Raw genomic sequence first — 26,405 nt, forward strand, 5'->3', positions numbered from 1 at the left:
GGACGAGAATCCCGTCATAGTCCTTGCTGTTCAGCTCTTCGAATGCATACTCGGCCTGAGCCGGAACACCATATTTGCCGGTGTACGTTTTTCCTTTTTCAAGCCCGGCAAGATGGACCTCCGCCCCCTCTTCACGGACCCGGTATACGGGGTACCACAATTCCAGATCCTCAAATTCCTCGTCTACAAGCGCTATAACTTTTTTTCCTGTCAGTCTCATGTTATAACAGACTCCTTTCTCCGCGAATGTTTTGATCTATCCGTATTACGACTGATTACATCTCTTGAGTCTGTATATATTGTAACAAAGATAGTGGGGCGTTTCATAGGAATGACCCGGAAATGGACATTTGGAAACATATTTGGTAAATAAAGCATTATCACAAATTAGCAGGATTCTTTGGTATGATAGTCGAATAGAACTAGTTTAGGTGACAGATTTGTGACAAGGGACTTTTGGTTTTAGATTACGCGATAGGATTTGGGGTGGGCAATTTGTTCAAAACCTGCAACTGCGGACAATTTATGAAGTTAGAACTAAGAAAGCTGATTCATGAAAGAAAAACTCGAATATGTCATGTTCCTGTTTATGCCTGTCAGGCTTGCAAGAAGTATGAGCTTCTACCTCTTATTAAACCGGATTTACTTCGCTATCTCGCATCGATTAGCAATGAGAGCAGGCGAATAAGCGTCTCGTTTGCAGATGTCAATGAGTCAGCCTATGTTCTACGAGAAGTGTTCCGTACATACGTTGATGATTCTATGGTAGAATTGCAGTCACGCTGCATGGAAGCTTTTGATGACCGAATTAACATGCTGTTGGATCTGTTTCGGTATGCCCAGAACATGGGCGATGATGACTGGATGAGACAAATGGAGGGGAGACTTGAGCAGTTAAGCGCCATAAAATCCCTCATTCCTGAAAACTCCGGTCATTATTCAAGATAATTTTCAGAAAATTTTCGCGGTTGTTGGATTTTTCACGCACTTTTTGTTAGGATAGAGGATAGGAACTTCAATACAATGAAGGGGATGTATATCCTATGGCGACGTTGACGAAAATGACTACTATCGAGGAGTTACGCAACACGCTTGAATCTTCGGAACAGAAGCCCTTGCTGTTGTTCAAACATAGTACCAGATGCCCAATCAGTGCCAGAGCTTATAAGGAAGTCCAGGCTTACCTCCAGTACCGGCCGAACGAGCAGATTGACTATGTATGGATCGACGTCATTGCTGACCGACCGATATCGACTCAGGCTGCGGAAACTCTGAGCACTGTACACGAATCGCCACAAGTTATTCTTGTAAAAGAAGGAGCGCCAGTCTGGCATACATCCCATTTTCATATTACGGCTGAAGCGCTGAAAACTCAATTGGACGGCATCTAGTGCCGTGTCGTTGCACAAAGCAGTAATTTGTCGTATCATAAATTCAATTGGTATTGAACGAATGAAAATCTATTGGCAATGGAGAGAAGGAATTTGACGGTAACCATTTACGATGTTGCGCGCGAAGCAGGCGTTTCCATGGCGACGGTATCCCGGGTTGTAAACAATAACCCGAACGTTAAGCCTCAGACCCGGAAAAAAGTATACGAAGCGATTGAACGTTTAGGGTATCGTCCGAATGCGGTAGCCAGAGGTCTGGCCAGCAAGAAGACCACAACCGTCGGCGTTGTGATCCCGGACATTTCGAACTCGATATTTGCGGAAATTGCCCGTGGTATTGAGGATATTGCTAACATGTACCACTATAATATAATTTTGTGTAATGCCGACAAGCGGAAGGAAAAAGAAATCCGCGTAATCAACACATTGCTGGAGAAGCAAGTGGATGGCCTGCTGTTTATGGGCGGGACTGTGACGGACGAGCACATCCAGGCATTCCAGACATCGGCTGTGCCGATTGTTCTGTGTGCGACAAGCGATGAGAGAGGTTCGTATCCTTCAGTCGATATTGATCATGAGCAGGCGGCATTTGATGCGGTTAGCACATTGGTTCGGCATGGACATCGCGAGATCGCTATGATCAGCGGTACATTGCAGGATCCGGCTAACGGTTATGCCCGTTTTCAAGGCTACAAAAAGGCGCTTGAGGCTGCAGGCATCGAATATCAAGAGGATCTGGTGCGGATCGGGAACTACCGCTATGAGTCCGGTGTTGAAGCTATGAAATACTTCCTGGGACTCAAGAAGAAACCAACAGCGATTTTTGCCGCTACCGATGAGATGGCGATTGGTGCCATTCACAGCATTCAGGATGAAGGTTATAAGGTACCGGATGATTTCTCGATTATCAGTGTAGATAATATCCGGATGGCTTCGATGGTTCGTCCGCAGCTGACAACCGTAGCTCAACCGATGTATGATCTTGGTGCAGTGGCGATGCGTCTGCTTACCAAGCTGATGAAGAAAGAGAACGTGGAGAATCCTCGCGTGATTCTGCCGCATGAAACGATTCTTCGTCTGTCGGTTAGCCATGTGAACGAGTAAGAAGAGAGTACCAAAGCTTTAAAATTAACACCGAATTAATCTGAAGAAAGCTCCTGGTTTTAAGGGGCTTTTTTCTGGTGGAAATCTTTATGCGCTTTTGAACAGGAGGGACGAAGTATGACAACACAGGTAATCGGCCTCATTGGGGCCATGGACGAAGAAGTGGAGCTGCTGCTTGGTCAATTGGAGAATAAAGTGACGACGGTTAAAGCAGGGGTTACTTATGCTTCGGGAACGCTTCACGGCAAACAGGTTGTGGTTTGCAAGAGCGGGGTGGGCAAGGTTAATGCTGCTGTCACCACGCAAATTTTGATTGACTCCTTTGGCGTTTCGAAAATATTGTTTACGGGTGTTGCAGGTGCGCTGCATCCGGATCTGAATATCGGCGATATTGTCATTTCCTCTTCATGTATGCAGCATGATATGGATGTGACCCCGTTAGGATTTGCCCGTGGCATGATTCCTTATCAGGAGGTATCTGATTTTCCTGCGGATCAATCCTTGATCGAGCTCGCAGAAGAAGCTTGCAAAGAGTTGTCTGTTGATCACTATGTGATCGGTAAGGTACTGTCCGGTGACCAGTTCATTGCCAGCCGTGAAACCGTCCAGACTCTCTACGAGGATCTAAACGGAGCTTGCGCGGAAATGGAGGGCTCTGCCGTTGCGCAGGTATGCTATATGAACCGCGTGCCTTATGTCGTGATCAGATCCATGTCGGACAAGGCAGACGGTTCGGCGCATGTCAATTTCCCCGAGTTTACAGTGAAAGCTTCCAGGCGCTCTCACGAAATCGTGAATTATATGCTGGGCAGACTCTAGCAACGAAATAGTATAAAGCGAAACTATCATAGTCTTGCATATCGTAGCGTAGTGCAGGACAATATAAACAAACTCCCCGGGGAATCCGGGGAGTTTGTTTATATTCTATCGATTAATACATGAATCGCTGTCTGAACCGGATGCGGTCGAATTGCTCTTGCGATGATAGCGGCACATGTCGCCCGATTTTGACCATCAGACAGTTGGCCGGGTGGGAACAAATCTCCGGATCATCGGTAGCATACCATTCCATATCGACCACTTTCATTAATCGCTCCATCATTTTGCGGTAATCCCATACGTTAAGGCCGCTTCCCTTGAGGTCCCAATGCCAGTAATATTCTGTGGTGAAGACGATGTACTGCTCCATCTGTCCGTCTTGAAAGGCAGTCTTAATCATCTGCTGCCCAAGTCCCAGCGAACGGTAGTCGTTCGCTACTTCAATAGCACCCAGCTCAATTAAATCTTTCATATTGCCCTCAGACCAGCGTTCCTGCTCATCCGGGTAATGAAAAGTTACATATCCTACGATCATGTTGCGGTCTCTCGTGATGATAATTCTGCCTTCGGGCAGGCCTGCAATTTCCACCAAAGCTTCATGCTGCTCACCAGGACGACGAAAAGCCTTGAGATCAGGGTGCATGGTTAGTTCGGATAGTTGCTCGGGAGGTACAGGGCCTTCGATGATCAGGCGGCGGTCTTCAGGGAACAAAACATGAGACTGGTATACCTTGCAGTGTTCCATCCGTTACGCTCCTTTCAATTCCATACCCTACTTATAGCAAAAAAATAAAAAAATGAAAAGCAATGACAGGCAAACAACAGCTATGATATAATCTTTTCGACATAAAACCTTCACAATTATATCGTACTTAACGATATGTTTCCTTGCGAAATCTAGGGCTTCATTACTCGATGACTGTGACAACATGACGGCCCACCGCAATGTGTAAATCGTATGTTTCATTCAATCATTTTGTAAGCGCTGTCCACTATGAGGAGACGATATGAGAATGAGGAGGATGTTATCATGAATCAAACGCATAGCGAAATATTGCCAAGTGAAGTTTCACATTCCAATATGAAGAGTTACGAGCAGGCACGCTCCGAGTTTTCATGGGACGAAATCGAGAGACATTTTACTTGGTATGAGTCGGGTAAAGTGAATATGGCGTATGAGGCTATTGACCGGCATGTAGCGGAGGGACGAGGAGACAAAGTTGCTCTCTTGTATAGCGATGCTTCACGCGAGGAATCTCTTACTTATGCACAATTGAAAGAGCAATCCGACAAATTCGGCAACGTGCTGCGCAAGTATGGTGTCGGCAAAGGAGATCGGGTCTTTATCTTTATGCCGCGTGGTCCCGAACTCTATGCAGGACTGTTGGGGATTTTGAAAGTCGGCGCTGTGGTTGGACCCCTGTTTGAAGCATTCATGGAGACGGCGGTGAAGGACCGTTTGGAGGACAGCGGAGCTGTTGCGCTGATCACTACGCCTGCATTGTTGTCGCGTGTAAAGCGAGACGAGTTGCCTGAGCTGAAGCATATTTTTGTTGTTGGTGAACTGGAGGAAGAGGATCCGCGGCTAGTAAGTTACTTCGAAGAAGTAGAAGCTGCATCCAGTGATCTGGAGCTTGAATGGCTTGAGCGGGAAGATGGATTGATCATGCACTATACATCAGGCTCTACCGGGAAACCGAAGGGCGTCTATCATGTGCAGAATGCGATGATTCAGCATTATTATACCGGCAAGGTTGTTTTGGACTTAAGGGAAGATGATATATATTGGTGCACGGCGGATCCGGGCTGGGTAACGGGTACTTCGTACGGTATTTTTGCGCCTTGGTTGAACGGGGTTACGAATGTTGTCCGTGGTGGCCGTTTCAGTCCGCAGGATTGGTACAGCACGCTTGTAAACAATAAAGTGACGGTATGGTACAGCGCCCCGACTGCATTCCGCATGTTGATGGGTGCAGGCTCGGAGCTTATCGACCAGTATGATTTGAGCAATGTGCGCCACGTGTTGTCCGTCGGCGAGCCGCTTAACCCCGAGGTTGTCCGTTGGGGTCACAAGGCTTATCACCAGCGTATTCATGATACGTGGTGGATGACAGAAACTGGCGGTCAGCTGATCTGTAACTATCCGGGCATGGCAATCAAGCCAGGATCCATGGGACGCCCGCTGCCAGGCATTACGGCCGCGATCCTGGATGATCAAGGGCGAGAAGTAGCTCCGTACACGATGGGGAATCTGGCAATTAAGACTCCATGGCCGTCCATGATGAGAGGAATCTGGAATAACGAAGCGAAGTATGAAGAATATTTCCGAATTCCAGGCTGGTACATTTCAGGTGACTCGGCGTATATGGATGAAGAAGGATACTTCTGGTTCCAGGGCAGAATCGACGATGTTATCAATTCGTCAGGCGAGCGGATTGGACCGTTCGAGGTAGAGAGCAAACTGGTTGAGCATCCGGCTGTTGCCGAAGCAGGCGTTATCGGTAAGCCTGACGTTACCAGAGGCGAGATCATCAAGGCCTTTATCTCCTTGCGTGAAGGATATACTCCTTCTCAGGAGCTCAAGGATGAAATTTACCGTTTTGTGAAGGAAGGATTATCTGCTCACGCAGCCCCACGGGAAATTGAGTTTAAGGATAAACTTCCGAAGACACGTTCCGGTAAGATTATGCGCCGCGTACTGAAAGCGTGGGAGCTGGATCTTCCTACAGGTGATCTGTCCACGATTGAAGATTAAACTAAGAATCGATGCAGGGCTGAGAATGAGCACGGTTTCGACCATGCTCGTTCTCAGCCTTTTTAAGAGATAAGGAAGCATAAACTTATAGAGGCCCGTCAACCTGATCCAGCAAGTAGTAACTTCTGTTATATGCGTTCTGTGTTCAGAGAAGATACGATGAACTGATTCTAACAAAAAAGCCAGCCCCTCGAACAGGTAATCTGTAAGAGGGACTGGCTTTCTATTTAACGCAACTATTTCTTCTCAAAATATACGGCCGGTGAAGCCGGGGATTCACCGATCGGATTCACAGCAGTAATTCTATAGGTACCGCCTATCGGACCACCAGAGGAATAGTAGAACTCCGTACTCTTGCTAGAGCCAAGAATTTGGTAGTTGCCGTCGCTATTTGGACTGATGTAAATGTTGTAGACCATTACCTCTTCCTCTGGAGCATTGCCGCTCCAGCTGGCCGAGAAGCCCTCAGGAGTAGCCACCAGGGTCGGCTGACCCGGTGCAGTCGGTACGGTTGAAGCACCTTCATTCCCGAGTCCAGGATCGATATTGGGATCTTCCTCCGTGATCCCGTCATCCGGATTGTCGATGGTATCATCAGGATTCGTTCCAGTTTCGCCTGGAAGAGGGAATCCTGGTGTGGTACCCCCCACAATTGCACTTGGCTCGGATGTTTTCCCGGCTACATCAACGGCTACAACATAATACGTGGCAAACATGCCGTTAGCCCCAAGGCCTGAGAAGACAAGGCTTTCGTCGCCAAGGATAACCTGACCTTGATGCGTATACGGACTGCCGTTAATGGATTTAAAGAGTCGGTATCCGACAACGTCAGGCGATCCGCTGGCATTAAAGCTTATCGAGCCGCTGCCCATCGAATAATGTACATTTTTCGGTGGAGTAGGGGCTTTGCCATCATCGGTTCTTGGGTCGACCTTGCTTGGCATGCCTTTCTTTGCGTCTTGTGGAAGATAAGATTCTAGAGGTCGCTTATCTCCTTTCATGACTTTCAGGGCATTCTGCAGCTCAACAATCAATTCATCAAGCGGTTTCTCTCGCTTGATTACGATTTGCTCCCTGAGCATATCAAGCGGCGTTGCTTCCTGCGGAATGTAATTTACACCCCGGTAAGTGATATATTTCGCCTTTGCGACACCGTCATCGCTTTCAGTAGGTACAAACTTCGCATTGAACAGATCCGTTACGAATTTGTCCGTTAATGCCGTCGGTATTTTACCGCTGTATGCGGAGACTGTTTTGGAGATAATGCCTTCCGGTTTCTCGAACGTTTTGGTAGGGAACAGGTCCGGTTTGACGTCTGTCACTTCGTTCATGATTCTTGCCCAAATGGCTTGGGCGTGCTTGCGCTGATCGCCAACCAGAGTGTTTTTTTGCTCCTTGTATCCGACCCATACTCCGAGTGTAATGTCAGGCGAATAACCCATAAACCAGACATCCCCGTAATTCTGGGTGGAGCCCGTTTTACCGACAACCGGAACTTCATTAAATTTCTTGTAATTGTCTCTAACCTTGCTGCCTGTACCGTTCGTAATAACGGTTCGAAGCATATCCGTCATGAGATACGCTGTCTGCTCGGAGAATACCTGTTCCGGCTTTACATCGTGCTTGTAGACGATTTTTCCTTTGGAATCCACGATTTTTTCAATCATGAATGCATCGGTGAATTTACCCTGGTTACCGATGGCGCTGTAAGCATTGGTAAGCTCTTCTACCGTTACTCCGTAATGCAATCCCCCCAGTACACCGGTTGAAGCATTATAATCGTCTTCCTCCAAGGTAGTGATGCCCAGCTTCTTGGAAAACTCCCAAGCCTTTTCAATGCCGACCGTGTTGTTAAACAGTTTGAGTGCCACCGTATTGGTCGAATCGTTGAGTGCCTGCCTGGCTGTCATCAATCCTCTGTACCCGGTGTACGAGTTTTTAGGGATGTGGTACACCTTGCTGTAGTCTTTTAATATGATGGGTGAATCATCGACTACGCTCGCAGGCTGGAGTGCCCCTGAATCCAGTGCCGGTAAATAGGCGGCAATAGGTTTCATGGCAGATCCAGGTTGTCGTTTCATTTGCGTAGCATAGTTCATTTGTTCGGTGTTGAAATCCCTGCCCTCGATCATACCGAGAATGGCGCCGGTTTTGTTGTCAATCATCATGGCGGAGGTCTGTTCCATTCCTTTTTCCGCGCTGTCAGGGAGATAGTTGCTATCATCCTCCGCAATGGTGCGCATCGTTTTGTACAATGTACGGTCAATCGTTGTGTAAACACGGTAACCGCCAGTACTCAGCTGAGTTCTGGAAGCATCCATAAGCTCTGAGTTCCCTTGGGCGCCTTTTGCGTTCTCATCCGCTTCCTGACCCAGTTTCATCAGAATATTCGATGCTTGGCGTTCTACTTCCATCATGAGATAAGGATAAGTCACATAAGCCTTCTGCGTGCGAGGGGCAAGTGATTGTTTGATATCAAATGCTTTAGCCTCTTCATATTGAGCTTGGGTTATCTTGCCTTCCTCGAGCATGCTCGCCAGTACCCGGTGCTGGCGGTTCACCGCGCGGTTGAATGCCTTCTCATCAAATTCTCCCTTGCCGTTGAAGGCAGAGTAGGAGGATGGAAGCTGCGGAAGACCTGCCAAATATGCTGCTTGAGCAACGTTCAGGTCATTCAGATTGTTGATGTTGAATATCCCTCGAGCGGCGGCCTTGATGCCGAACAACTGGTATCCGCTTGAGCCGTTACCGTAAGGAACCTTGTTCAAGTAAGCTGTTAGAATTTGATCTTTACTTAAAAAACGTTCCATACGCATGGCCAGCAGCATTTCCTTAACCTTGCGGTTGTCGGTTTTATCGCGACTTAGGAAAGTTAGCCTGGCGAGCTGCTGTGTCAAGGTACTGCCGCCGGTTTGGACCGGCTCATTCAGCACACGTTCCTTTACGGCGCGAGCTGTACCTTTTATGTCAACACCCTTATGTGTATAAAACCGGTTGTCTTCTATAGATACGACGGCATCTTTAACAAGCTGGGGGAGCTCCTTGAACTCCACCGGTCGTCTGTCTTCTTCGGTTCTAAGCTGTCCTATCGGTGAGCCATCCGCGAAGTAGGCGAAGCCGGTTATGGCATTATCGTTCATCGTGTTCTCGATGAGCGCTCTTGATCTTACTGGCTCATTCTCAACGATAGAGGTTACATAGCCGGCTACGGCTCCTCCGGCGAACAAAGCGCCCATCAGACCTACCACAAAGAGCCATCCGATAACGGATCCGAAAACCCGCAGAAAGGACCGTTTGCGCGGTTTTTTCTGTTTCTCAGGCTCCTGTTTTTTCTCCTCAACCATGAATGTATACTCCTCCTTTTAACGCACCTATTATAGCATAAATCGAAGGTTTTGAATCATGTGTACACGTATAGCGTGTCCTTTTTTGAGGAAGTTTGACTTTTTCGCAAAGCCTATGTTACAAATAATGCAAAGTTCATATCGAAAAAAGCGTTGAAGGACTCCAGTAGAAGGCGGATCCTATCGTTTCAGAGAGTCGGTGGCTGGTGCAAACCGATAACGATACCCCTTTGAATTACCGTCCAGAGCTGTCCGGGGGAATAAGAGCTGCGTATTTGGTGCACAGCTGCTGTGTAGTCCGGTTCCGGGATGACAATTCCGTTATGGTAATGAAGTGAAAATCCGTTTTTTTGCGCGAAGGTTTTGTGTGAAGACGGGTTTTAATTAGGGTGGTAACGCGAGCGCTCCTTCTCGTCCCTTGGGATGAGAAGGGGCTTTTTTGCGTTTCATAATAGAGAGGAGGCGTGCTGAAACATGAAGTGGGAACTATTGTCAATGGTACAGCGGCAGGAGGTAGAGCGTCAGATGGAGGTCATCTCCCGTGGGGCCGTGGAGATCGTTCCGGAAGATGAGATGAAATATAAGGTGATGCTATCGGTCGTAACCGGCGAGCCGCTGCGTGTGAAGCTGGGAATGGACCCGTCTGCGCCGGATCTTCACGTAGGCCATACCGTCGTGCTGCAGAAACTGCGCCAGTTTCAGGAGCTTGGTCATCAGGTGCAACTCATCATTGGCGACTTTACCGGCCGAATCGGGGATCCAACCGGTAAATCCGAAACGCGTAAGCAGTTGTCGGAAGAAGAAGTGAAGCATCATGCGGAAACGTACAAAAAACAAATTTACAAAGTGCTGAACCCTGATAAAACAAAGATATACTACAATTCCGAGTGGCTCGCACCGATGACTTTTGCAGAAGTTGTCAGTTTGTCGGCAAAGGTAACCGTTGCACGTATGCTGGAGCGTGATGATTTCACTAAACGTTACCAAAACGGGCTGCCGATCAGTATTCACGAGTTTTTTTACCCGCTGATGCAAGGAATGGATTCCGTTGCGCTTAAGACCGATGTAGAGCTTGGCGGTACAGATCAAAAGTTCAACCTGCTGATGGGGCGTACTTTGCAGAAGGAGTATGGCACAGAGGCGCAGGTTGCGATCACAATGCCGATTATCGAAGGACTTGACGGCGTGCAGAAGATGAGTAAAAGCCTGGGCAATTACATCGGAATCGATGAAGAACCTAACGAAATTTATGGCAAAACCATGTCCGTTCCGGATGAGCTCATGCTGAAATACTATAGGCTGGCTACCGATGCAAGAAGCGAGGATTTGAACAAGCTGGAGACAGGGCTACAGGACGGAAGTGTACATCCTCGGGATGCCAAAATGGGGCTGGCGCACACTTTGGTACGTATGTATCATGGAATGGAAGCAGCGGATGCTGCCCAGCAGCATTTTGTAACCGTCTTCCAGCAGCATGCTCTGCCTGAAGAGATTGAGGATTTCGTTGTAGCCGAAGAGACACTGGAGAACGGCAAGATTGGTTTGATCAAGCTGCTTACGCAACTTGGCTTTGCGGCTTCGAACGCTGAGGCCAGGCGGTCAATCCAGCAGGGCGCTGTAAAATGGAATGAAGAGAAATGGACTGACATCTATGGTGAAATCACTCCTCAAGATGGCGATATTATTCAGGTGGGCAAACGTAAATTTGCCAGATTAAAGCTTTCTTAAAACAAAGGCACAGTAAAGTACGTGATCACAGAGAGAAAAGACACAAGACGGTTTTACACTCTGTTGGGTATCGGATGAATCAAGAGGGTCCGTATTTAGGCATAAAAAAACCTGAAGGCAGGAGCCTTCAGGTTTTTTGAGTTCTGCGTTAATCTTAACGGTTGTAGAACTCGACGATTTGTTTCTCGTCGATATCTTGGGAAAGTTCGGAACGCTCTGGAAGACGGATGTACTTTCCTTCCATTGAAGCTTCATCAAGCTCGATGTAAGCTGGAAGATGTACACGGTTAGCCAAAGCTTCCTTAATGGAAGAGAGGCTGCGGCTTCTTTCACGAAGACCGATAACATCGCCTGTGCTTACAGCGTAAGAAGCGATATCGACTTTCTTGCCGTTCACAGTCACGTGACCGTGAGCAACCAATTGACGAGCGCCTGCGCGGCTGTTGCTGAAGCCAAGACGGTAAACCAGGTTGTCCAGACGGCTCTCAAGCAGGAACATGAAGTTCTCACCAGCAATACCTTTCATGCTAGTTGCTTTGTTAAACAGGGTTTTAAATTGCTTCTCGCCCAAGCCGTACATGTGACGCAGCTTTTGCTTTTCTTGAAGCTGCATACCGTAGTTGCTTACTTTTCTCCGTTGGTTAGGACCATGCTGACCTGGAGGGAAAGGGCGTTTTGCCAATTCTTTACCTGTACCGCTCAGGGAGATTCCCAGACGACGGCTTAATTTAAATTTAGGACCGGTGTAACGTGCCATGTTATATAGACTCCTTTTTAATTAAAGTTTCATTAGGGCTCTATTTGCGCCGTATTTGTTTACTCTAACCCGTGATTTCCGGAAGATCTGTCAGGAAAGTTCAGCCGCTGTCCTGTCAGTAACAAATAACGTGAGGGTGACACAACCCGCCCAAATTCATCGAATGCATTGCATTCTTACTCAACAATAAATATTATATGAAGTAATGATATAAAGTCAAGTTCAACCTGTAACTTACCATTTCTTGTTTTTTGTCTAAATTTGTCGATAGGACCATGGACCTAAAAATATTGTGAAAAACGCATAAATTTTAATGCAAAAATGGGTAGAAAAGAGTAAGATATTAGTGAATTAAGTAGTCGCATTTATCTAGTTACATAACGGAACGTTTTCGGTGATTATACTCCCCAACATGTTGAACAGCTGGGTTACCGCAATCTAAAAGCGGCAGCACTAATGGATCCTTACATTATGAATCGGAACGCCAGTCTTGGATAGGCCTTTTATAATGGTGCAAAGGAGCGCCCAATATGTCAGAAGAACAACGGAAAGTGTACGAAAGCTCTCCCGGTTCTGTGGTCATGTTCAATGATTCCGGGCCTATTCCGGGAAATGAGCCTTGTCTTTGGCTTCAGGGCTTGGATATTACACCCCATGATTTCCCTTACCTTCAGCCTCTCATAACAGACAGCTATATGGAGTGGCAGAGAGAAAGTGCAGGCACACAAGCGATGAAGAAATTCAGCTGGGCCCTTCTATCTCATGAGGGGACTTGGCTGACAGGGGCACCTGAAATAAGAGAATACCTTTATGCGAGCGAAGACGATACGCTATCGCATACTATGATTGCTAAAGAAGCCGCGGCAGGTATGGGTAAGGAGTCGTTTGAGGGGAGAGTGCTATGCTCTGTTCCGCTGTTCACCCGTGTTCATGGCGATTTGTTTGGGGTGCTGGTCTGCGTCTCTACAGATGCCATGGAACAGGAGCAATCGCTTATGCTGGCAGAGAGTCATGCCTTGTTGTTTCGCTCCTGCTTCTATCGCCAGCTCGAATACATATTTGCTGATGATCTGGAGAAAGTTCATTCCCAGGCGGAGCGCGAAGTTCATCGCCGTTCCATTTTATTTCAGTATGTAAAGCGGATGCATGTTCAGATTAATGTGGACAACGTGCTTATTGAGGCCATTGATAGTGTCCTGGCTCTGTATCCTAGGGCGAAAGTCGAATTGTTTATGTCCCAGGATCATGAAAGCGGGCATCCGCTGGTGCGTCCCTTGCTTCTCCATCACTGGCAGGAGGAGGTCTACGTCCGAACATTTATGGAAGGCACCTTGACGATCCGTGAACATGAGCCTCCTCATCCTATAGTGGAGATCGGGATTCCAATGGGGGGCAAGCAAGGAGTTTACGGCGTGCTTCACGTGGAAGTGGACAAATCCGAACTGCCGGACATGGATTTGGAATTGCTCGGCATGATGGCCGATGCGGCGGGTACAGCGTTTGAGAATGCCAAGCTGTACGAGCAGTCCAACCTGATGATCCACGAGCTCCGTATGATTAATGAGCTGACGCAGCGCCTGAACAAAAGTTTGCATTTGGCGGAAATATTCCAATTTGCCAACCATGAGTTGCTCAAAATCCTAGAGGCGGATTATTGCTGCATTCTGATATACAACGAGGAGCTTGGCGGCCTTGAAGTGGTGTCCTGCAACGCCGAGTGGCTGGCGAAGGAGGTCTTTGAGAAGGATTACGGTCTGGGCGGTCTGGTCTATCATTCGAAGGAGCCGCTCATTCTGTCGGATTATCATGAAGAACGTCCGGCGGAGTCGAGACTGATGGACAGCACGAATTCAAGCTCGATGATTGCAACTCCGCTGACGGTTAACGGCGAGGTTCGGGGCGTGGTTCTCTTAACACACGCGAAGCGGCATTATTTCTCATATGACAGCTATCGTCTGCTTCAAGCGCTTACAAGCCATATCGGTCTGGCAATCGGGAATGCCTTTTTGCATGCCGAGGTGCGACGAATGGCGAATCGGGATATGCTGACTGAACTGTATGCAAGACATTATCTTGATGAGATGATTCATGAATGTCAAAACCGAGATTTTTGCGGTTCTCTGATTGTTGTGGATATCGATGAGTTCAAGCTGGTCAACGATACGTTTGGCCATCAGAGAGGCGACAAGATCCTGAAGCAGGTCAGCAGCATTGTGAAAAGTACCATTCGACATAGCGATATTCCTGCCCGTTGGGGAGGCGAGGAACTGGCGGTGTATTTGCCTGGACTCGGCATTCAACAGGCAGTGCAGGTAGCTGAGCGTATTCGTTTAAGGGTGGCGGAGGAGACCGATCCGAGAGTCACGGTTTCCTGCGGCGTTTCCGAGTGGAACTGGACCAACGACAAGATCAGTGTGGAATCGCTCTTCTATCGAGCGGATATGGCGCTGTACGAAGCGAAGAATAGCGGGCGCAACCGGATCGTCGTGGAGAGGGCGGGAGCCGAGATTGCTTTGGACTAACAACTCTGCAGCTGAGTGGCTGCAGGGTTTTTTTTGTAATCTGAATAATGTCATGAGCCGCGGATAGCCTAAGAGCAAGATCAACGAGAGGCTGATGATTATGAGAATGAGGAAATTATGGACACTCATCGGAATGATTTTGCTCATAAGCTGCTTAACGGGATGTGCCTGGCAGGAACAGCTGTCCGCCGAAGAATCGTTCAATCGTGCCCTTTCGGGACTGTCTGGCATCGACAATTTCTCATTTAAAGGGGAGGCGGCGATTCGGAGCGAGGAGAATGGTCCGTTTCAGCAAAGTATGGCATTTGAAGGGCATTTGCAGCATCACAAGGATTTAACGTTATCGTCAAAAGGCGAGGCCGCGAAGCTGCTTCAAGAAAAGGGACCGGCGGATTCGATATATAAAGCAGATGGGCTTAAAGTGACACTTAAGCGCAAGCAAGGCAGGTGGAGCACACTCTCATCACAGGGAGCTGACGAAATGTGGATGACCCGCCTCAATCCGTTGGAATTGCTGGAGTATTTGGGTAATTCGGAGAAGACGGTGACTCAAGAGCTCGGCGCGGCAAGAGGGACGAAGGTGCTTCGAATCGAATTGTCCCCGGAAGCGGCAGCCGAGATGGCATATGGCTCCTTGGATGAACAGATGAAGGTGCTGGCAGAGCGGATTGAGCGTAAAGGAGATCCGCTATACAACGACAATCCCAAGGTGCGTAAACAGCTGAAGACCGTGTGGGAAAGAGATTATAAAGAGATGAGGAATAGGCTGCAGAAGGCGGATGCTCTTTCCGTAAGTCATTTGACAATTAACAAGAAAAACCATCTTCCAGCCAAATTAACGATGGAGCGAAAGCTTTCATTTATAGATAGCCACGGCAAGACTCGGACGGAAACGCTCTTGTCTGAAGTTACATTTACCGGCTATTGACGTAAGTGACGTGAAAATATTTTTCACGTGGAGCGCTGACGCAAGCCGGCTTCCATGCTACAATAATCTATAAATTTACCGCTGTTCAATTATTGAAGTAGGGAACAGTCAACACAAGGAGGATAAGACATATGCGTGATCCCAGAATTCAGAAACTGGCTCAGAATCTCGTGAATTATTCCGTAGATATGCAGCCGGGAGAAAATGTGCTCATCGAGATGATCGGATCGGAGCGTGATTTGCTGAATGCGATCATTGAGGAGGTCGGGAATCAAGGAGGCCGTCCGTTCGTACAGTTGACCGACCGCACGGTTCAACGCGCCATGCTGAAGAATGCCAACAAGGAGCAGCTGGAGCTGTGGGCCGAGTTGGACCTGGAGCGTATGAAACAAATGGATTGTTACATCGGCATACGTGCAGGCGAGAACGTCAACGATATGGCTGACGTGCCTGAGGAGAATATGAAGCTGTACAATGCGCTTTATTCCCACCCGGTACATAGCGAAGAGCGAGTCAAGCGTACGAAATGGGTAGTTCTCCGCTATCCTAACGCCAGTATGGCGCAGCTTGCCAACACGAGCACAGAGGCATTCGAGGATTTTTACTTTGATGTCTGCAATCTGGATTATTCCAAAATGGACCGTGCCCAGGAACCTTTGGCCGAGCTGATGAGAAACACCGATAAGGTTCGTATTGTCGGACCCGGTACGGAACTCAGCTTCTCGATCAAAAACATCGGTGCCGAAAAATGCTCCGGTCAGAAAAATATTCCGGACGGCGAAGTGTACACGGCTCCTGTTCGCAACTCTGTTAATGGAACCATCTCTTACAACACGCCGACTTTGTATAACGGGGTAACCTTCGAGAATATTAAATTCCGCTTTGAAAACGGGAAAATCGTAGAAGCAACGGGCAGCGACACCAAGCGTCTGAACGAGATTTTGGATTCGGATGAGGGTGCAAGACACATCGGTGAGTTTGCCATCGGTTTTAATCCGTACATTTTGACGCCGATGAAAGATATTCTGTTCGATGAGAAAATCGCTGGAAGCCTGCATTTTACGCCAGGTCAAGCATATGATGTAACAGACAACGGCAACCGCTCCTCCATTCACTGGGATCTGGTTTTAATCCAGCGGCCTGAGTACGGCGGCGGGGAAATCTACTTTGACGATCGTCTGATTCGCAAGGATGGTATATTTGTGATTCCAGAACTCGCAGCGTTAAATCCGGAAAATCTTAAATAGATTGGAAAAAATGTTGCATAAGAAAACGGATTCAATGTATCATGAAGGTGCAGTGATGAGCTTTATTCAGATCCTAAAGTTACGGAGGGATTCGTATGTCCAATAATCAATCTATCGTGGAAATTTCACAAACCGCTAGCCAGTTCTCTTCCTCTATCGTTTTGCAGGCAGAGAACAAGTACATCGATGTGAAAAGCATCTTGGGTCTGTTCACAACGCTTGTCAACAGCCAAAGCTATGAACTGCATGTACACGGACCAGATGCTGATGAAGCTAAAAAAGCAATGATCGACGTATTCACCAAACATGGTTTGAATGTATCCGTCGTGGCTGAATAACAGTCGCCAAAAACACCCTTCCATTCAATGGAAGGGTGTTTTTTCGTAGAGCAGGGGTCTATTTTATTCAGGTCCTTGTATTGAGATTCGATTTCGACTAATATTAAAGATAGTAACTGTGCTGTGATTTTTGACATAGGGGGGAAGATCATGACTTCATCTGATTTACAGGAACAGCTGAATCTAAAAGCGATCAGTCTTCTTCATGAAGATGCAGATAAAATCCTAAAGCTTATTGAAGTACAGATGGAGAATCTGGCGACCCGTTATTGTCCTCTCTATGAGGAAGTGCTGGATACCCAAATGTACGGTTTTTCAAAAGAGGTTGATTTCGCGGTGCGGGCCGGGCTTCTTCCGGAAAGTACGGGAAAGCAGCTGATCAGCAAGCTTGAACGCAATCTGGCGCTCCTGTACGAAGCCATGAATCAATCCAAATAGCCTGTACTTGTACAGGCGCATACATAGAGAAACGCATGTCGCGCCCACACGACATGCGTTTTTTGACATGCGGTTTTTCTTGCATTCATACCGGGGCTGCGGCTTCCCCTTATGTGGCTGTGCCTATACCATAAAGAAAGAGACGCCTAAAATTACATATACAGCAATCAGCAGAAGGCCCTCATACCAGTTAGAGGCTCCATCCTGCGTGATGGACCTTGCAATGAATACGGCGACGCCGATTGCAACCAGCTCGAGCGTGGTGAACACGAGATCCATTGTATTGCCGAGAAAGAAACTGATGAAGACAAGCACCGGAGCAACAAACAAGGCAATCTGCAGGCTGCTGCCAACGGCAATTTCAACCGCAGCACCGATCTTGTTCTTCATGGCGAGCATGATGGCTGCACTGTGCTCGGCCGCGTTACCGATAATGGCCACAAGGAATGCCCCGATAAAAAGCTCACTGAGACCGTACTCATGGCTGATCGGCTCAAGCACTCCGACAAGCCATTCGCTTACAAACGCAACCATGACGGTTGCAACCACAAGGAACAGAATCGAGCGTTTCTTGGACCAGGTGGGACCGTGCTCGTGCGGCAGCGCATCCTGATGATGATCATCACTGACATCCGCTAAATAATTTTTATGCGTGATCATCGAGAACCCAAGCCATGCGAGGTAAGCCACAATTAGAATTCCCGCGACAATGAGGCTGAGCGTTTTGGTTTGTCCCTCCGTAATGGAGTGGGTGTTCAGAAAGACTGCAGGGACAAATAGCGCAATGATGGCCAGCGTCATCAGTGATCCATTCAGGCCCGCCAGCGTCACGTTGTATTTCTGGATTTTAAACTTCAGTCCTCCGGCAAACAGGCTGAGACCCAACACGAGCAGCAGGTTGCCGATAATGGAGCCGGTGATGCTTGCCTTGACCATATCGTACAAACCTTCTTTGATCAGAAGGATTGCGATGATCAGCTCCGCCGCATTTCCGAAGGTGGCGTTGAGGAACCCCCCGAGCCGCTGACCGGCGTAATGCGCAACACTTTCGGTTGCCCTGCCCAGAAAGCCGGCCACAAAAATAACCGAAATGGAAGACAAAATAAACTGGAGCGTGAAATTCCAATTCGCAAAGTGCCCAAGCGCGCTCAGCAGAAAGGTAAAGATGAGAAGCGAGGGATTCAACCACTTTTTCATAACCTGCACCTACCTTTAGTTTATGTAATGATAAGTTCTATACGAGTCCAAACGACGATTCTCGTATTACTTTTTACAATATACCCAATTTTTTTGAAAAATTATCCGGCTTTTGCGAAGTGAGCATTTGCTTTTTAGGTCCGTTACCATTTACAATAACGGATAATGAGGTGAAGGAGGATATGGCATGACGGAACAACTTCAACTGGATAACGGTTTGATTCGAATATCGGATGATGTCGTCTCGAAAATTGCCGGATTGGCTGCCTTGGAAACCCCAGGTATTGCAGCAATGTCCGGTGGATTGTCAGAAGGCTGGGCTAAGCGACTGAGCGGCAAAAATGTGCAAAAGGGTGTTACGGTAGAAGTAGGGCAGCTGGAAGCTGCGATCGATCTGCGGATTATCGTGCTCTATGAGACACCTATACATGAAGTGTGCCGCATGCTTCAACAGAATGTCCGCGAAGCAGTGGAGAGCATGACAGGGCTTCGTGTGGTTGAGGTAAACGTGAAGGTCGAAGGTGTAGCATTTAAAGACGATGAAATCGACGATATTCAGTTTCGAGCAAAATAAGACGAATCCTAGGGGGTTACTTCCCCCGCGAACAATGAAAAAAATGAAGAAAAAAGACTACACGGTTGCCCGGTAGTCTTTTTTAATTACGGATTTAACCTGCTCCTCTTTCATCGGACGGTTGCTGTCTCTGGATATGCTGAGCACAATACCCATACTCAGCATCATTACCAGCAGCGAAGATCCGCCATAACTGATGAACGGAAGGGTAACACCGGTAATCGGAATGGTATTGGTCACTCCGCCGATGTTGATGAATGCCTGGATGGCGATGAGTCCCATAATTCCGACACCTGTTAGCGTCCCGAACGGATCCGAGCAGCGTAGTGAAACAATGATTCCCCGCAGTATGAAATATAGATAGAGCAGCAGGAAGATGGCGGTTCCGATAAAGCCGAATTCTTCACCGATGACGGAGAAGATAAAGTCATTGTAGGGATTCGGCAGGTAATGCAGCTTCTGCACACTTTCTCCATAACCGGCCCCGGTAAGACCACCCTGACCGATAGCAATCAGCGATTGAACCAAATTGTAGCCAGTGTCTGATTCATCTTGGAACGGATCCATGAAAGCCTCGATACGGCCCACTTTATAGTTCTTGGAGGCCTGCTCCTGATCACCGCCGGAGTTAAAGAGCGATCCGATACCCAGTGTGAGCGCCAAACCGAGCACAACCAGCGAGATACAGCCAAGAATATGCTTGAGGCTGGCTCCGCCTGCATAGATCAGCAGGCCGCTGGTAGCGACCAGAATGAAGCAGGAGCCTAAATCCGGCTGGAGCATGATAAGGCCGGCAACGATCCCCACAATAATGAGTACGGGGAAGAAACCGCCCTTCCACTGACGGATTCGTTCCCCTTTTTTGGTGATCAGCGCTGCCAGATAGACAATGGTCGCAATTTTGGCAAGCTCGGTCGGCTGAATGCCAAGTTTCCCCAAGTTGAACCAGCTTGTGGCTCCGTTGGTGGCTGAGCCGATGATGACCACAAGAATCAACAGAATCAGTGTCAGAAAAAACACCGGAATAAAGAGCTTCTTGAATTTCTTGTAGTTGATGTTCATCGTGACAAACATAACCAACGTGCCAAGGACCGCAAATGCGACTTGCCGTTTCGTAAAATGCAGTGGATCGTTATTAAATTTTTCATTGAAAACGGCCAAGCTGGAGCTGGAACTGAACACCATGATCAGTCCGAATCCCACTAACAGCAAGGTAAGGATCAGCAGTTGAAAATCAGGCGTCCCTCTCTTCGGCTGAGGTTTGGTCGTATTCATAATGTTCGACCTTACGCTTCCAGAAGAGCTTTGAGCTCTTGAAGCTTCTTGGTTGCCACATTCATAACAGGCTGAGGAGCCATGGATTCATACTCAAGTCCGTGCGGGAACGTAGCTTTACCCAGGTATACCGCTTCGATTTTGAGGATGGTATCCGGTTTTTCGAGCTTGCCTTCAACCGCACGGGTGTTCATGCGCAGGAAGTACTCAGCCTGATTTTTTTTATCTTCGATTTTCAAGTCATATGTAGCACGGTAGTATTCCCACTGCCAACGAATGAAACCAACTTTCTCAGCACATTCGTCAAGGTAAGCTAAATCACTGTGCAATCCGTCCAAGCCTGTATTTTCGAAAATCATGTGGTCGTAACCCCCTTAATAGTCCTTGCAAAGTTCTTTAATATGATAGTATGTTTCAGGAACTTGTGCAAGCCTGAAGCGCCCGTCACGCTTCATTTGAGACCTTTTATCCAGAAGAGATTTTGATAACGACAGGCATTCTTCTTTTCTGTTAGAATAAAAGAAAGTGAAAACGCTGTGAAATGTACGATTTCCATTCCAGTGGTTATATATTCATAGGGCTTCAATTCAGATGAAGGGTGGAAATTACCTATGAATCGCATCGTTTACCGCACGGATTATTACGCAGTGGAAGAAAACACGCAGAAGGAAATTGTTGTGATGGACCAGATTCCGGAATCGGCGGCGGTGGTGGCTGTTCATCAGGGCTGTTTATTGTTGGTATGTCAGCATCGTGAAGCGGTTAATGAAATCACGTGGGAGCTCCCAGGCGGGACGGTTAAGACGGGGGAGGAACGCACGCTGGCCGTAAAGCGGGAGCTTGAGGAAGAAGCGGGTGTTCTTTGCAAGGATCTGACCTATATGAGTTGCGCTTATCCAATGGCTTCCCTGGCTAACCGCTGCGTGCATTATTATTTCACCGACGATTTGAAGGGGTCCGGGAAGAAGGAGTCGAATCAAGAGGATGACGAAGATGTGACAGCTGTGTGGGTTCCGCTCAGGGAGGTGTATCGCAAGATGAAGGAGGGCAGCCATATGGATGCGATGGTCGGGCATGGACTGCTGTTAAGTAAGCTTTACGGATTTCTTGCGATCGATTGAGCCGCAATAATAGCGGGGAGAGGAAGATGCAACTTGATGAAGGAAGTTTTTTGGGAGCAGTGGTTTCCACGGATGGTGGAATGGCGGCGTCATTTACATATGAACCCGGAGCTTTCGTTCCAGGAGAAAGAAACTTCAGCATTTATAGCGTCCCGGCTTCAGGAGTTGGGTCTGGAGGTCAAGACGAATGTAGGCGGGCATGGTGTTATAGGCATTCTAAAAGGGGATAAACCCGGCAAGACCGTGGTGCTGCGGTCCGATATGGACGCACTGCCGATTGAAGACGGTAAAAGCTGTGAATACAGATCCAAGGTTCAAGGGGTTATGCACGCTTGCGGACATGATGGTCATGCCTCCATGCTGCTCGGTGCTGCGGCATATTACAGTACGTATCCGGAAGAGGTTCAGGGTGAGATTCGGTTTATGTTCCAGCCTGCGGAGGAAGTGTGTCCCGGCGGAGCCGTGGAGATGATCAAGGATGGAGCGCTTGAAGGAGCCAACGTGGTGTATGGACTTCACCTGTGGTCGCCGTTCCCCGTAGGGACGGCAGCCAGTGCGCCAGGTCCGCTGATGGCAGCGGCAGATGAGTTCTTCATTGATATTACAGGGCGCGGAGGACATGGCGGGATGCCGCATGTTACGGCTGATGCCTTGGTGGCCGGTGCAGCGCTTGTCATGCAGCTCCAGACGATCGTAAGCCGTACCGTTGATCCGCTTCAGCCGGCCGTTGTTACGGTAGGAACCTTTCAAGCAGGGACGGCGCAAAATGTGATTGCCTCCACTTGCCGGATTACCGGAACGGTTCGCACATTCGACGAACATACCCGGGTTTTGATCCGGGAGCGGATCGAGCATATGGCCCGGACGGTTTCGGAAACCTACGGCACAGAGGCATCGGTTCGATATCTCGTCGGCTATCCGACCGTCGTAAATGATGAAGCAGAAACCGCGCGTTTCTTTCGGACGGCACCTAAGGTATTCGAAGCGGAGCAGGTGCTGGTCTCTCCTAAATTAATGCCTGCAGAGGATTTCGCTTACTATCTGCAAGAGATCCCGGGCTGCTTTATTTTCGTGGGGGCGGGTAACCCGGATAAGCAGGCGATTTATCCTCACCATCATCCGATGTTTGACTTTGATGAAGATGCGATGCGTTACGGGGCGAAGCTGCTGATAGAAATGGTATCGAGTTATCAGAATGGGGAATAGAACCCATAGAAAATCGCATTCATAGCGCATGAACCCTCGTATTTTGGAAATCCTATAAATCATAGGGGAAGTTCAGATCCATGACATTGGATGTGGGCTTCTTTTTTTAGCTCAGCTATGGAAAACGGAGATCCATATGATACGAGGAGGGAAAAATGGTGCACAACAAACCATGCATTGTCCAGCGGGATCGGACCATACTTCTTGAAACCACGCATGCTGAATTTGAGGCCGCACGAGAACAATTGGCGCACTATGCGGATTTGATCAAAAGTCCTGCAACTTTTCATACATATCGTTTGACCCCGTTGACGTTGTGGAATGCCGCCGCCGCGGGAATGACGGCAGAGATGATTTGCTCGAGTCTCCAATCGCTGTCAAGGTGGGACGTGCCGGCAGCGCTTCTGGAAGAGGTTGGACGGATCGTTGGCCGCTACGGGCAGTTGTCGCTGCTTCCGCATCCAACGCTTGAGCATTCCTTGCTCCTGCGCAGTGAGGAGGAATCCGTGATGCAGGAACTGAAGTCCAAGCACTCTCTGGTGGAGATCGGGGTGCAGTTTATTTCGCCGAACGAGGCAGAGGTGTCTGCCGGCCGCCGTGGCGTATTAAAACAGGAGCTGACCCGGCTTGGCTATCCTGTTCTGGATCATGCGGGATATCTGGATGGACAATATTTGAACATCTTCTGGGCGGGAGAACGACCGGATACGAGAAGAAGTGAGGAATCGAGCGGAGAGTTGCCGGAAGAAGCTGATCAAGAATTCAAGCTTCGCGAGTATCAGCAGAAAGCTGTGGAATCCTTCAGGGATATCGGCGGTGAAGGAGGCAACGGGGTGCTCGTGCTGCCCTGTGGAGCCGGAAAGACGGTGATCGGCATGGCTGCCATGCGCGAGCTGCAGTGTGAGACGCTGATCCTTACCTCCAACACAACGTCTGTCAGACAATGGATCACCGAGCTGTTACACAAAACGTCGCTGTCTGTCGATGACATTGGTGAATATTCCGGTCAGCGCAAGGATGTTCGGCCGGTCACGGTAGCCACCTATCAAATTTTGACTCATCGCCAGGGAAAGGACGATGAGCAGCCGCATATGAAGCTGTTTAACGAACGCCGTTGGGGTTTGATCATCTATGATGAGGTTCATCTTCTTCCTGCTCCGGTGTTCCGTGCAACGGCCGATATTCAAGCAACACGCAGGCTTGGCCTGACGGCCACATTGGTTCGGGAGGATGGACGGGAGCATGACGTGTTCTCGCTGATCGGTCCCAAACGGTATGAAATGCCGTGGAAACGGCTGGAGGAACAGGGCTGGATTGCCTCGGTGGACTGCGTTGAGATGAAGGTGCCGATGCCGGAAGAACTCAAAGAAGCTTGCGGGGCTGCTGGCAAAAGGGAGCAGTATCGGCTGGCGGCCGAGAATCCGTCCAAGCTGCTAGTTGTAAAGCAGCTCGTGGATTTACACAAAGGAGCTCAAATCTTGGTCATCGGCCAATACCTGGATCAGCTCAATACTATTGCCCGGCAACTGGATGCACCCCTCATTACGGGACAGATGGCGCAGGATCAGCGGAATGAATGGTATAAGGCGTTTCGGGAAGGAGCCGTGCGCGTGCTTGTCGTTTCTAAAGTGGCTAATTTCGCAGTGGACTTGCCGGATGCTTCCGTTGCGATCGAGGTTTCGGGCAGCTATGGTTCAAGGCAGGAGGAGGCACAGCGGCTCGGACGCTTGCTGCGGCCGAAGCAAGGGGAGAACCGGGCTTATTTTTATGCAGTAGTCTCGGAGGATAGCCGGGAGGAGATGTTTGCCATACGGAGGCAGCTGTTCTTGATTGAGCAGGGGTATGCATATCACACGGTTCTGGCGAAGCCTCCGGGTTCTGTTGATCTGCGCGGGATTTCGGGGACTTCTCGGTTCGAATTATCTCGTGGGAAGGAGGCTTCCTGGAGATGACGGACCAGCAGAACAGCGCGGGACGCTGCAGTTTAGACCAGCTTCATCCGAAGGAGCGTTCGGTTCTCCAACACATCTGGCGCCGATTTGCGGGACAGAGCTTTGACGACGACAGGCTGCGCTCCATGCATGTTCAGCGTCTAAGCGGGATGGAGGTGCAGCTCGCATTTGTATCCTTGCGGCAGCAGGGCTGGGTCCAGGCGGTCAAAAAAGGATGGAGCGAGAGGCTGTACTTTATCCCTTTTGACAAGCTGCAGACGCTTCAGGAGGCTTTCTGTCATCTGAAGCCTGAACCGCTTACCGCGACAGCCGTGAAGCTGCTGCAGGAAGGCAGGAGTGGCATCACAGTCGATCTGTTCAATGTACTCGTATATATTGCCAAGCATCACGCAGCTATGACCGGCAAAGGGGTTCTGCATAAGAAGCATATTCAGAGGCTTGGTAGCGTGGCAGAACTAACACCGTCCGACGTGGAGGGACTTCTTCTCCGTTATGCCCATGATGAAGCTTACCCTCCTCATGTCGCGGTTATATTGGATCTGCTGCTCACGTTTGAGCTGGCAGCTCCGGTGCAGGGCTCACTGAAGGCAAACACGGCCGCATTGCAGCATTGGCTGGCACTTCCGCGTGAAGCGATGGACCGATTAGTGCTTCTTAACATGATGGAGCGCTATGTTCCGAATCAAGCGGAATATCAGCATTTTACCTGGCGGATATGCGATTCTTCTCTAACCAGAGGCATCTGGTTTGCCGTTGATCAGCTGCTGGCAAGCAGCATGGATCGGCCCGAAAGGGATGCGTCCAAGGCACAGAGCTTGTCGGTGCAGGATGCTGCTCCATGGGTACGGCTGCTGACCGGGTGCGGGTACACCGATCTTGGAGTCGATGAAGAAGGCAGGCTGCATTTTAGATGGCGTATGGATCCATCAGCTTTGCTGAGTGGGGGGAACCGCAATCATCCCGTGGAAGGGCAGCTCTTTATCCAACCGGATTTTGAATTATTGATCCCACCAGATGTGTCTTATACGGTTAAATATACGGCTGCCATGTGCACGGAACGCATCTCGGATGATCTTATGACGGTTTACCGTCTGACCAGAGACTCTGTGGCACAGGCAGCGGAAGCAGGAATGGGACCGGAAAAGATACTGTCCTTCCTTAAGGAGCATGCGGGGACGGGGGTTCCGGAGAACGTGCAGGCTGCGTTATGTCAGTGGGGCAAGGATACTGAAAGATCGTGGAATCCGGAGAACTTACCACAGGCGAGCATAACCCTGGAGGAAAGAGTCGAAGTCTTGGCCTGCGACGGATCGGATAATCGTTACCATGCGGCTCGTTATGTGTGCAATCCAGCCTGCGGATTGATGCTCCCTGCGCGCAGGGAGTTTGTTCTTGAGCTGGATGATTGCGTTCCGGATAGAGTTTCGATCGTTCCGGACCTGAATCATATTCCTGTGATGTGGACGCGGGATTGGCGATCGTATCACAGCTCGACGGCGAAGCAAATGATGGAGCAGGCACTTGAGTTGTCAGCCAAATTAGAGATAGCGATCGATGGCAGCCGCATGGAGTTTATTCCGTTTCAGCTTGAACGCCAGCCATGGAAAATTTCGGGTGCGCTATACGAACCGGATTCGGAAAAGATGGGGAGTACCGTGCAGTTAGGTGAAGGGGAATGGAAGGAAATGCGGCTTGTCGTTCCGTAAAAG

General features: G+C 48.9%; 23 protein-coding genes and 1 other annotated feature. Of the genes, 16 read left to right on the top strand and 7 right to left on the bottom strand.

Translation table 11 applies throughout. From position 1 onward, the window contains the following. A partial coding sequence (locus PGL02S_RS08010) for a DJ-1/PfpI family protein (RefSeq protein WP_174806171.1) occupies positions 1-220 on the bottom strand: 220 nt, incomplete at its 3' end. Positions 221-525: 305 nt separating this feature from the next. Between PGL02S_RS08010 and PGL02S_RS08015 the strand changes: the two genes are divergently transcribed. The 4 genes from PGL02S_RS08015 (at position 526) to PGL02S_RS08030 (ending at position 3,314) form a co-directional block, all read left to right on the top strand. Continuing rightward, positions 526-948 carry a hypothetical protein gene (locus tag PGL02S_RS08015; RefSeq protein WP_228029924.1) on the top strand — a complete coding sequence of 141 codons (423 nt, stop codon included), beginning with the start codon at positions 526-528 and terminating at the stop codon, positions 946-948. Positions 949-1,043: 95 nt separating this feature from the next. Beyond that, the gene (ytxJ, locus tag PGL02S_RS08020; protein WP_036636541.1) at positions 1,044-1,391 is read left to right on the top strand and encodes a bacillithiol system redox-active protein YtxJ; all 348 of its coding nucleotides are present in this window, start codon (positions 1,044-1,046) and stop codon (positions 1,389-1,391) included. A 93-nt stretch (positions 1,392-1,484) separates the two neighbouring features. After that, positions 1,485-2,495 (top strand): catabolite control protein A, encoded by a 1,011-nt coding sequence (ccpA, locus tag PGL02S_RS08025; RefSeq protein WP_006209191.1) that lies wholly within the window; start codon positions 1,485-1,487, stop codon positions 2,493-2,495. A 117-nt stretch (positions 2,496-2,612) separates the two neighbouring features. After that, the gene (locus PGL02S_RS08030; RefSeq protein WP_036636542.1) at positions 2,613-3,314 is read left to right on the top strand and encodes a 5'-methylthioadenosine/adenosylhomocysteine nucleosidase; all 702 of its coding nucleotides are present in this window, start codon (positions 2,613-2,615) and stop codon (positions 3,312-3,314) included. A gap of 112 nt (positions 3,315-3,426) precedes the next feature. Here the strand turns inward: PGL02S_RS08030 and PGL02S_RS08035 are convergent, their stop codons facing one another. Further along, positions 3,427-4,059 (bottom strand): GNAT family N-acetyltransferase, encoded by a 633-nt coding sequence (locus PGL02S_RS08035; protein ID WP_036636543.1) that lies wholly within the window; start codon positions 4,057-4,059, stop codon positions 3,427-3,429. Between the two features lie 285 nt (positions 4,060-4,344). Between PGL02S_RS08035 and acsA the strand changes: the two genes are divergently transcribed. Then, on the top strand, positions 4,345-6,069 hold the full coding sequence (gene acsA / locus PGL02S_RS08040; protein ID WP_036636544.1) for an acetate--CoA ligase: 1,725 nt from the start codon (positions 4,345-4,347) through the stop codon (positions 6,067-6,069). Between the two features lie 236 nt (positions 6,070-6,305). Here acsA and PGL02S_RS08045 read toward each other — a convergent pair whose 3' ends face one another. Then, complete coding sequence (locus PGL02S_RS08045; protein WP_036636545.1) at positions 6,306-9,413, bottom strand: penicillin-binding protein 1A; 3,108 nt, start codon at positions 9,411-9,413, stop codon at positions 6,306-6,308. Between the two features lie 144 nt (positions 9,414-9,557). Further along, positions 9,558-9,835: a binding site (T-box leader), on the top strand. 52 nt (positions 9,836-9,887) lie between these two features. On the opposite strand from PGL02S_RS08045, the gene tyrS reads away from it, so the two are divergent. Next, positions 9,888-11,141 (top strand): tyrosine--tRNA ligase, encoded by a 1,254-nt coding sequence (tyrS, locus tag PGL02S_RS08050; protein ID WP_006209194.1) that lies wholly within the window; start codon positions 9,888-9,890, stop codon positions 11,139-11,141. 154 nt (positions 11,142-11,295) lie between these two features. Here the strand turns inward: tyrS and rpsD are convergent, their stop codons facing one another. Then, complete coding sequence (rpsD, locus tag PGL02S_RS08055; RefSeq protein ID WP_006209195.1) at positions 11,296-11,898, bottom strand: 30S ribosomal protein S4; 603 nt, start codon at positions 11,896-11,898, stop codon at positions 11,296-11,298. Positions 11,899-12,428: 530 nt separating this feature from the next. Here rpsD and PGL02S_RS08060 point away from each other — a divergent pair. The 5 genes from PGL02S_RS08060 to PGL02S_RS08080 all read left to right on the top strand — a co-directional run bounded on the left by PGL02S_RS08060 (position 12,429) and on the right by PGL02S_RS08080 (position 17,371). After that, the gene (locus tag PGL02S_RS08060) at positions 12,429-14,420 is read left to right on the top strand and encodes a sensor domain-containing diguanylate cyclase (protein ID WP_036636546.1); all 1,992 of its coding nucleotides are present in this window, start codon (positions 12,429-12,431) and stop codon (positions 14,418-14,420) included. A gap of 100 nt (positions 14,421-14,520) precedes the next feature. Then, positions 14,521-15,348 carry a hypothetical protein gene (locus PGL02S_RS08065; protein ID WP_036636548.1) on the top strand — a complete coding sequence of 276 codons (828 nt, stop codon included), beginning with the start codon at positions 14,521-14,523 and terminating at the stop codon, positions 15,346-15,348. Positions 15,349-15,479: 131 nt separating this feature from the next. Continuing rightward, positions 15,480-16,595, top strand: a complete 1,116-nt coding sequence (locus PGL02S_RS08070; protein ID WP_036636549.1) for an aminopeptidase — start codon at positions 15,480-15,482, stop codon at positions 16,593-16,595. A gap of 95 nt (positions 16,596-16,690) precedes the next feature. Next, positions 16,691-16,933, top strand: coding sequence for an HPr family phosphocarrier protein (locus tag PGL02S_RS08075; protein ID WP_006209199.1), 243 nt, complete (start codon positions 16,691-16,693; stop codon positions 16,931-16,933). A gap of 150 nt (positions 16,934-17,083) precedes the next feature. Further along, positions 17,084-17,371: a YlaN family protein gene (locus PGL02S_RS08080; RefSeq protein ID WP_006209200.1), complete on the top strand. Its 288-nt coding sequence runs from the start codon at positions 17,084-17,086 to the stop codon at positions 17,369-17,371. Positions 17,372-17,494: 123 nt separating this feature from the next. On the opposite strand, the gene cax is transcribed toward PGL02S_RS08080, so the two are convergent. Beyond that, positions 17,495-18,568, bottom strand: coding sequence for a calcium/proton exchanger (cax, locus tag PGL02S_RS08085; protein ID WP_006209201.1), 1,074 nt, complete (start codon positions 18,566-18,568; stop codon positions 17,495-17,497). Between the two features lie 187 nt (positions 18,569-18,755). Here cax and PGL02S_RS08090 point away from each other — a divergent pair, with 187 nt between their 5' ends. After that, on the top strand, positions 18,756-19,142 hold the full coding sequence (locus PGL02S_RS08090) for an Asp23/Gls24 family envelope stress response protein (protein ID WP_006209202.1): 387 nt from the start codon (positions 18,756-18,758) through the stop codon (positions 19,140-19,142). 57 nt (positions 19,143-19,199) lie between these two features. Here the strand turns inward: PGL02S_RS08090 and ftsW are convergent, their stop codons facing one another. Together ftsW and PGL02S_RS08100 are read right to left on the bottom strand one after the other, a co-directional pair. Then, positions 19,200-20,417 (bottom strand): putative lipid II flippase FtsW, encoded by a 1,218-nt coding sequence (gene ftsW / locus PGL02S_RS08095; protein WP_006209203.1) that lies wholly within the window; start codon positions 20,415-20,417, stop codon positions 19,200-19,202. Positions 20,418-20,428: 11 nt separating this feature from the next. Next, positions 20,429-20,776, bottom strand: coding sequence for a YugN family protein (locus PGL02S_RS08100; RefSeq protein ID WP_006209204.1), 348 nt, complete (start codon positions 20,774-20,776; stop codon positions 20,429-20,431). A 252-nt stretch (positions 20,777-21,028) separates the two neighbouring features. Here PGL02S_RS08100 and PGL02S_RS08105 point away from each other — a divergent pair, with 252 nt between their 5' ends. The 4 genes from PGL02S_RS08105 (at position 21,029) to PGL02S_RS08120 (ending at position 26,402) form a co-directional block, all read left to right on the top strand. After that, a complete protein-coding gene (locus PGL02S_RS08105) occupies positions 21,029-21,538 on the top strand; it encodes an NUDIX hydrolase (RefSeq protein ID WP_036636550.1) in 510 nt (169 codons plus the stop codon). Between the two features lie 36 nt (positions 21,539-21,574). Then, positions 21,575-22,744 carry a M20 family metallopeptidase gene (locus PGL02S_RS08110; RefSeq protein WP_081742687.1) on the top strand — a complete coding sequence of 390 codons (1,170 nt, stop codon included), beginning with the start codon at positions 21,575-21,577 and terminating at the stop codon, positions 22,742-22,744. A gap of 155 nt (positions 22,745-22,899) precedes the next feature. Then, entirely contained in the window at positions 22,900-24,696 is a 1,797-nt protein-coding gene (locus tag PGL02S_RS08115) for a DNA repair helicase XPB (RefSeq protein ID WP_152825152.1), read from the top strand. Further along, a complete protein-coding gene (locus PGL02S_RS08120) occupies positions 24,693-26,402 on the top strand; it encodes a helicase-associated domain-containing protein (protein WP_036636557.1) in 1,710 nt (569 codons plus the stop codon). The genes PGL02S_RS08115 and PGL02S_RS08120 overlap by 4 nt, the downstream gene beginning before the upstream one ends. Positions 26,403-26,405: the final 3 nt, after the last annotated feature.

The sequence above is a fragment of the Paenibacillus glucanolyticus NBRC 15330 genome, from assembly GCF_004000885.1.
Classification (GTDB): Bacteria; Bacillota; Bacilli; order Paenibacillales; family Paenibacillaceae; genus Paenibacillus_AQ; species Paenibacillus_AQ glucanolyticus.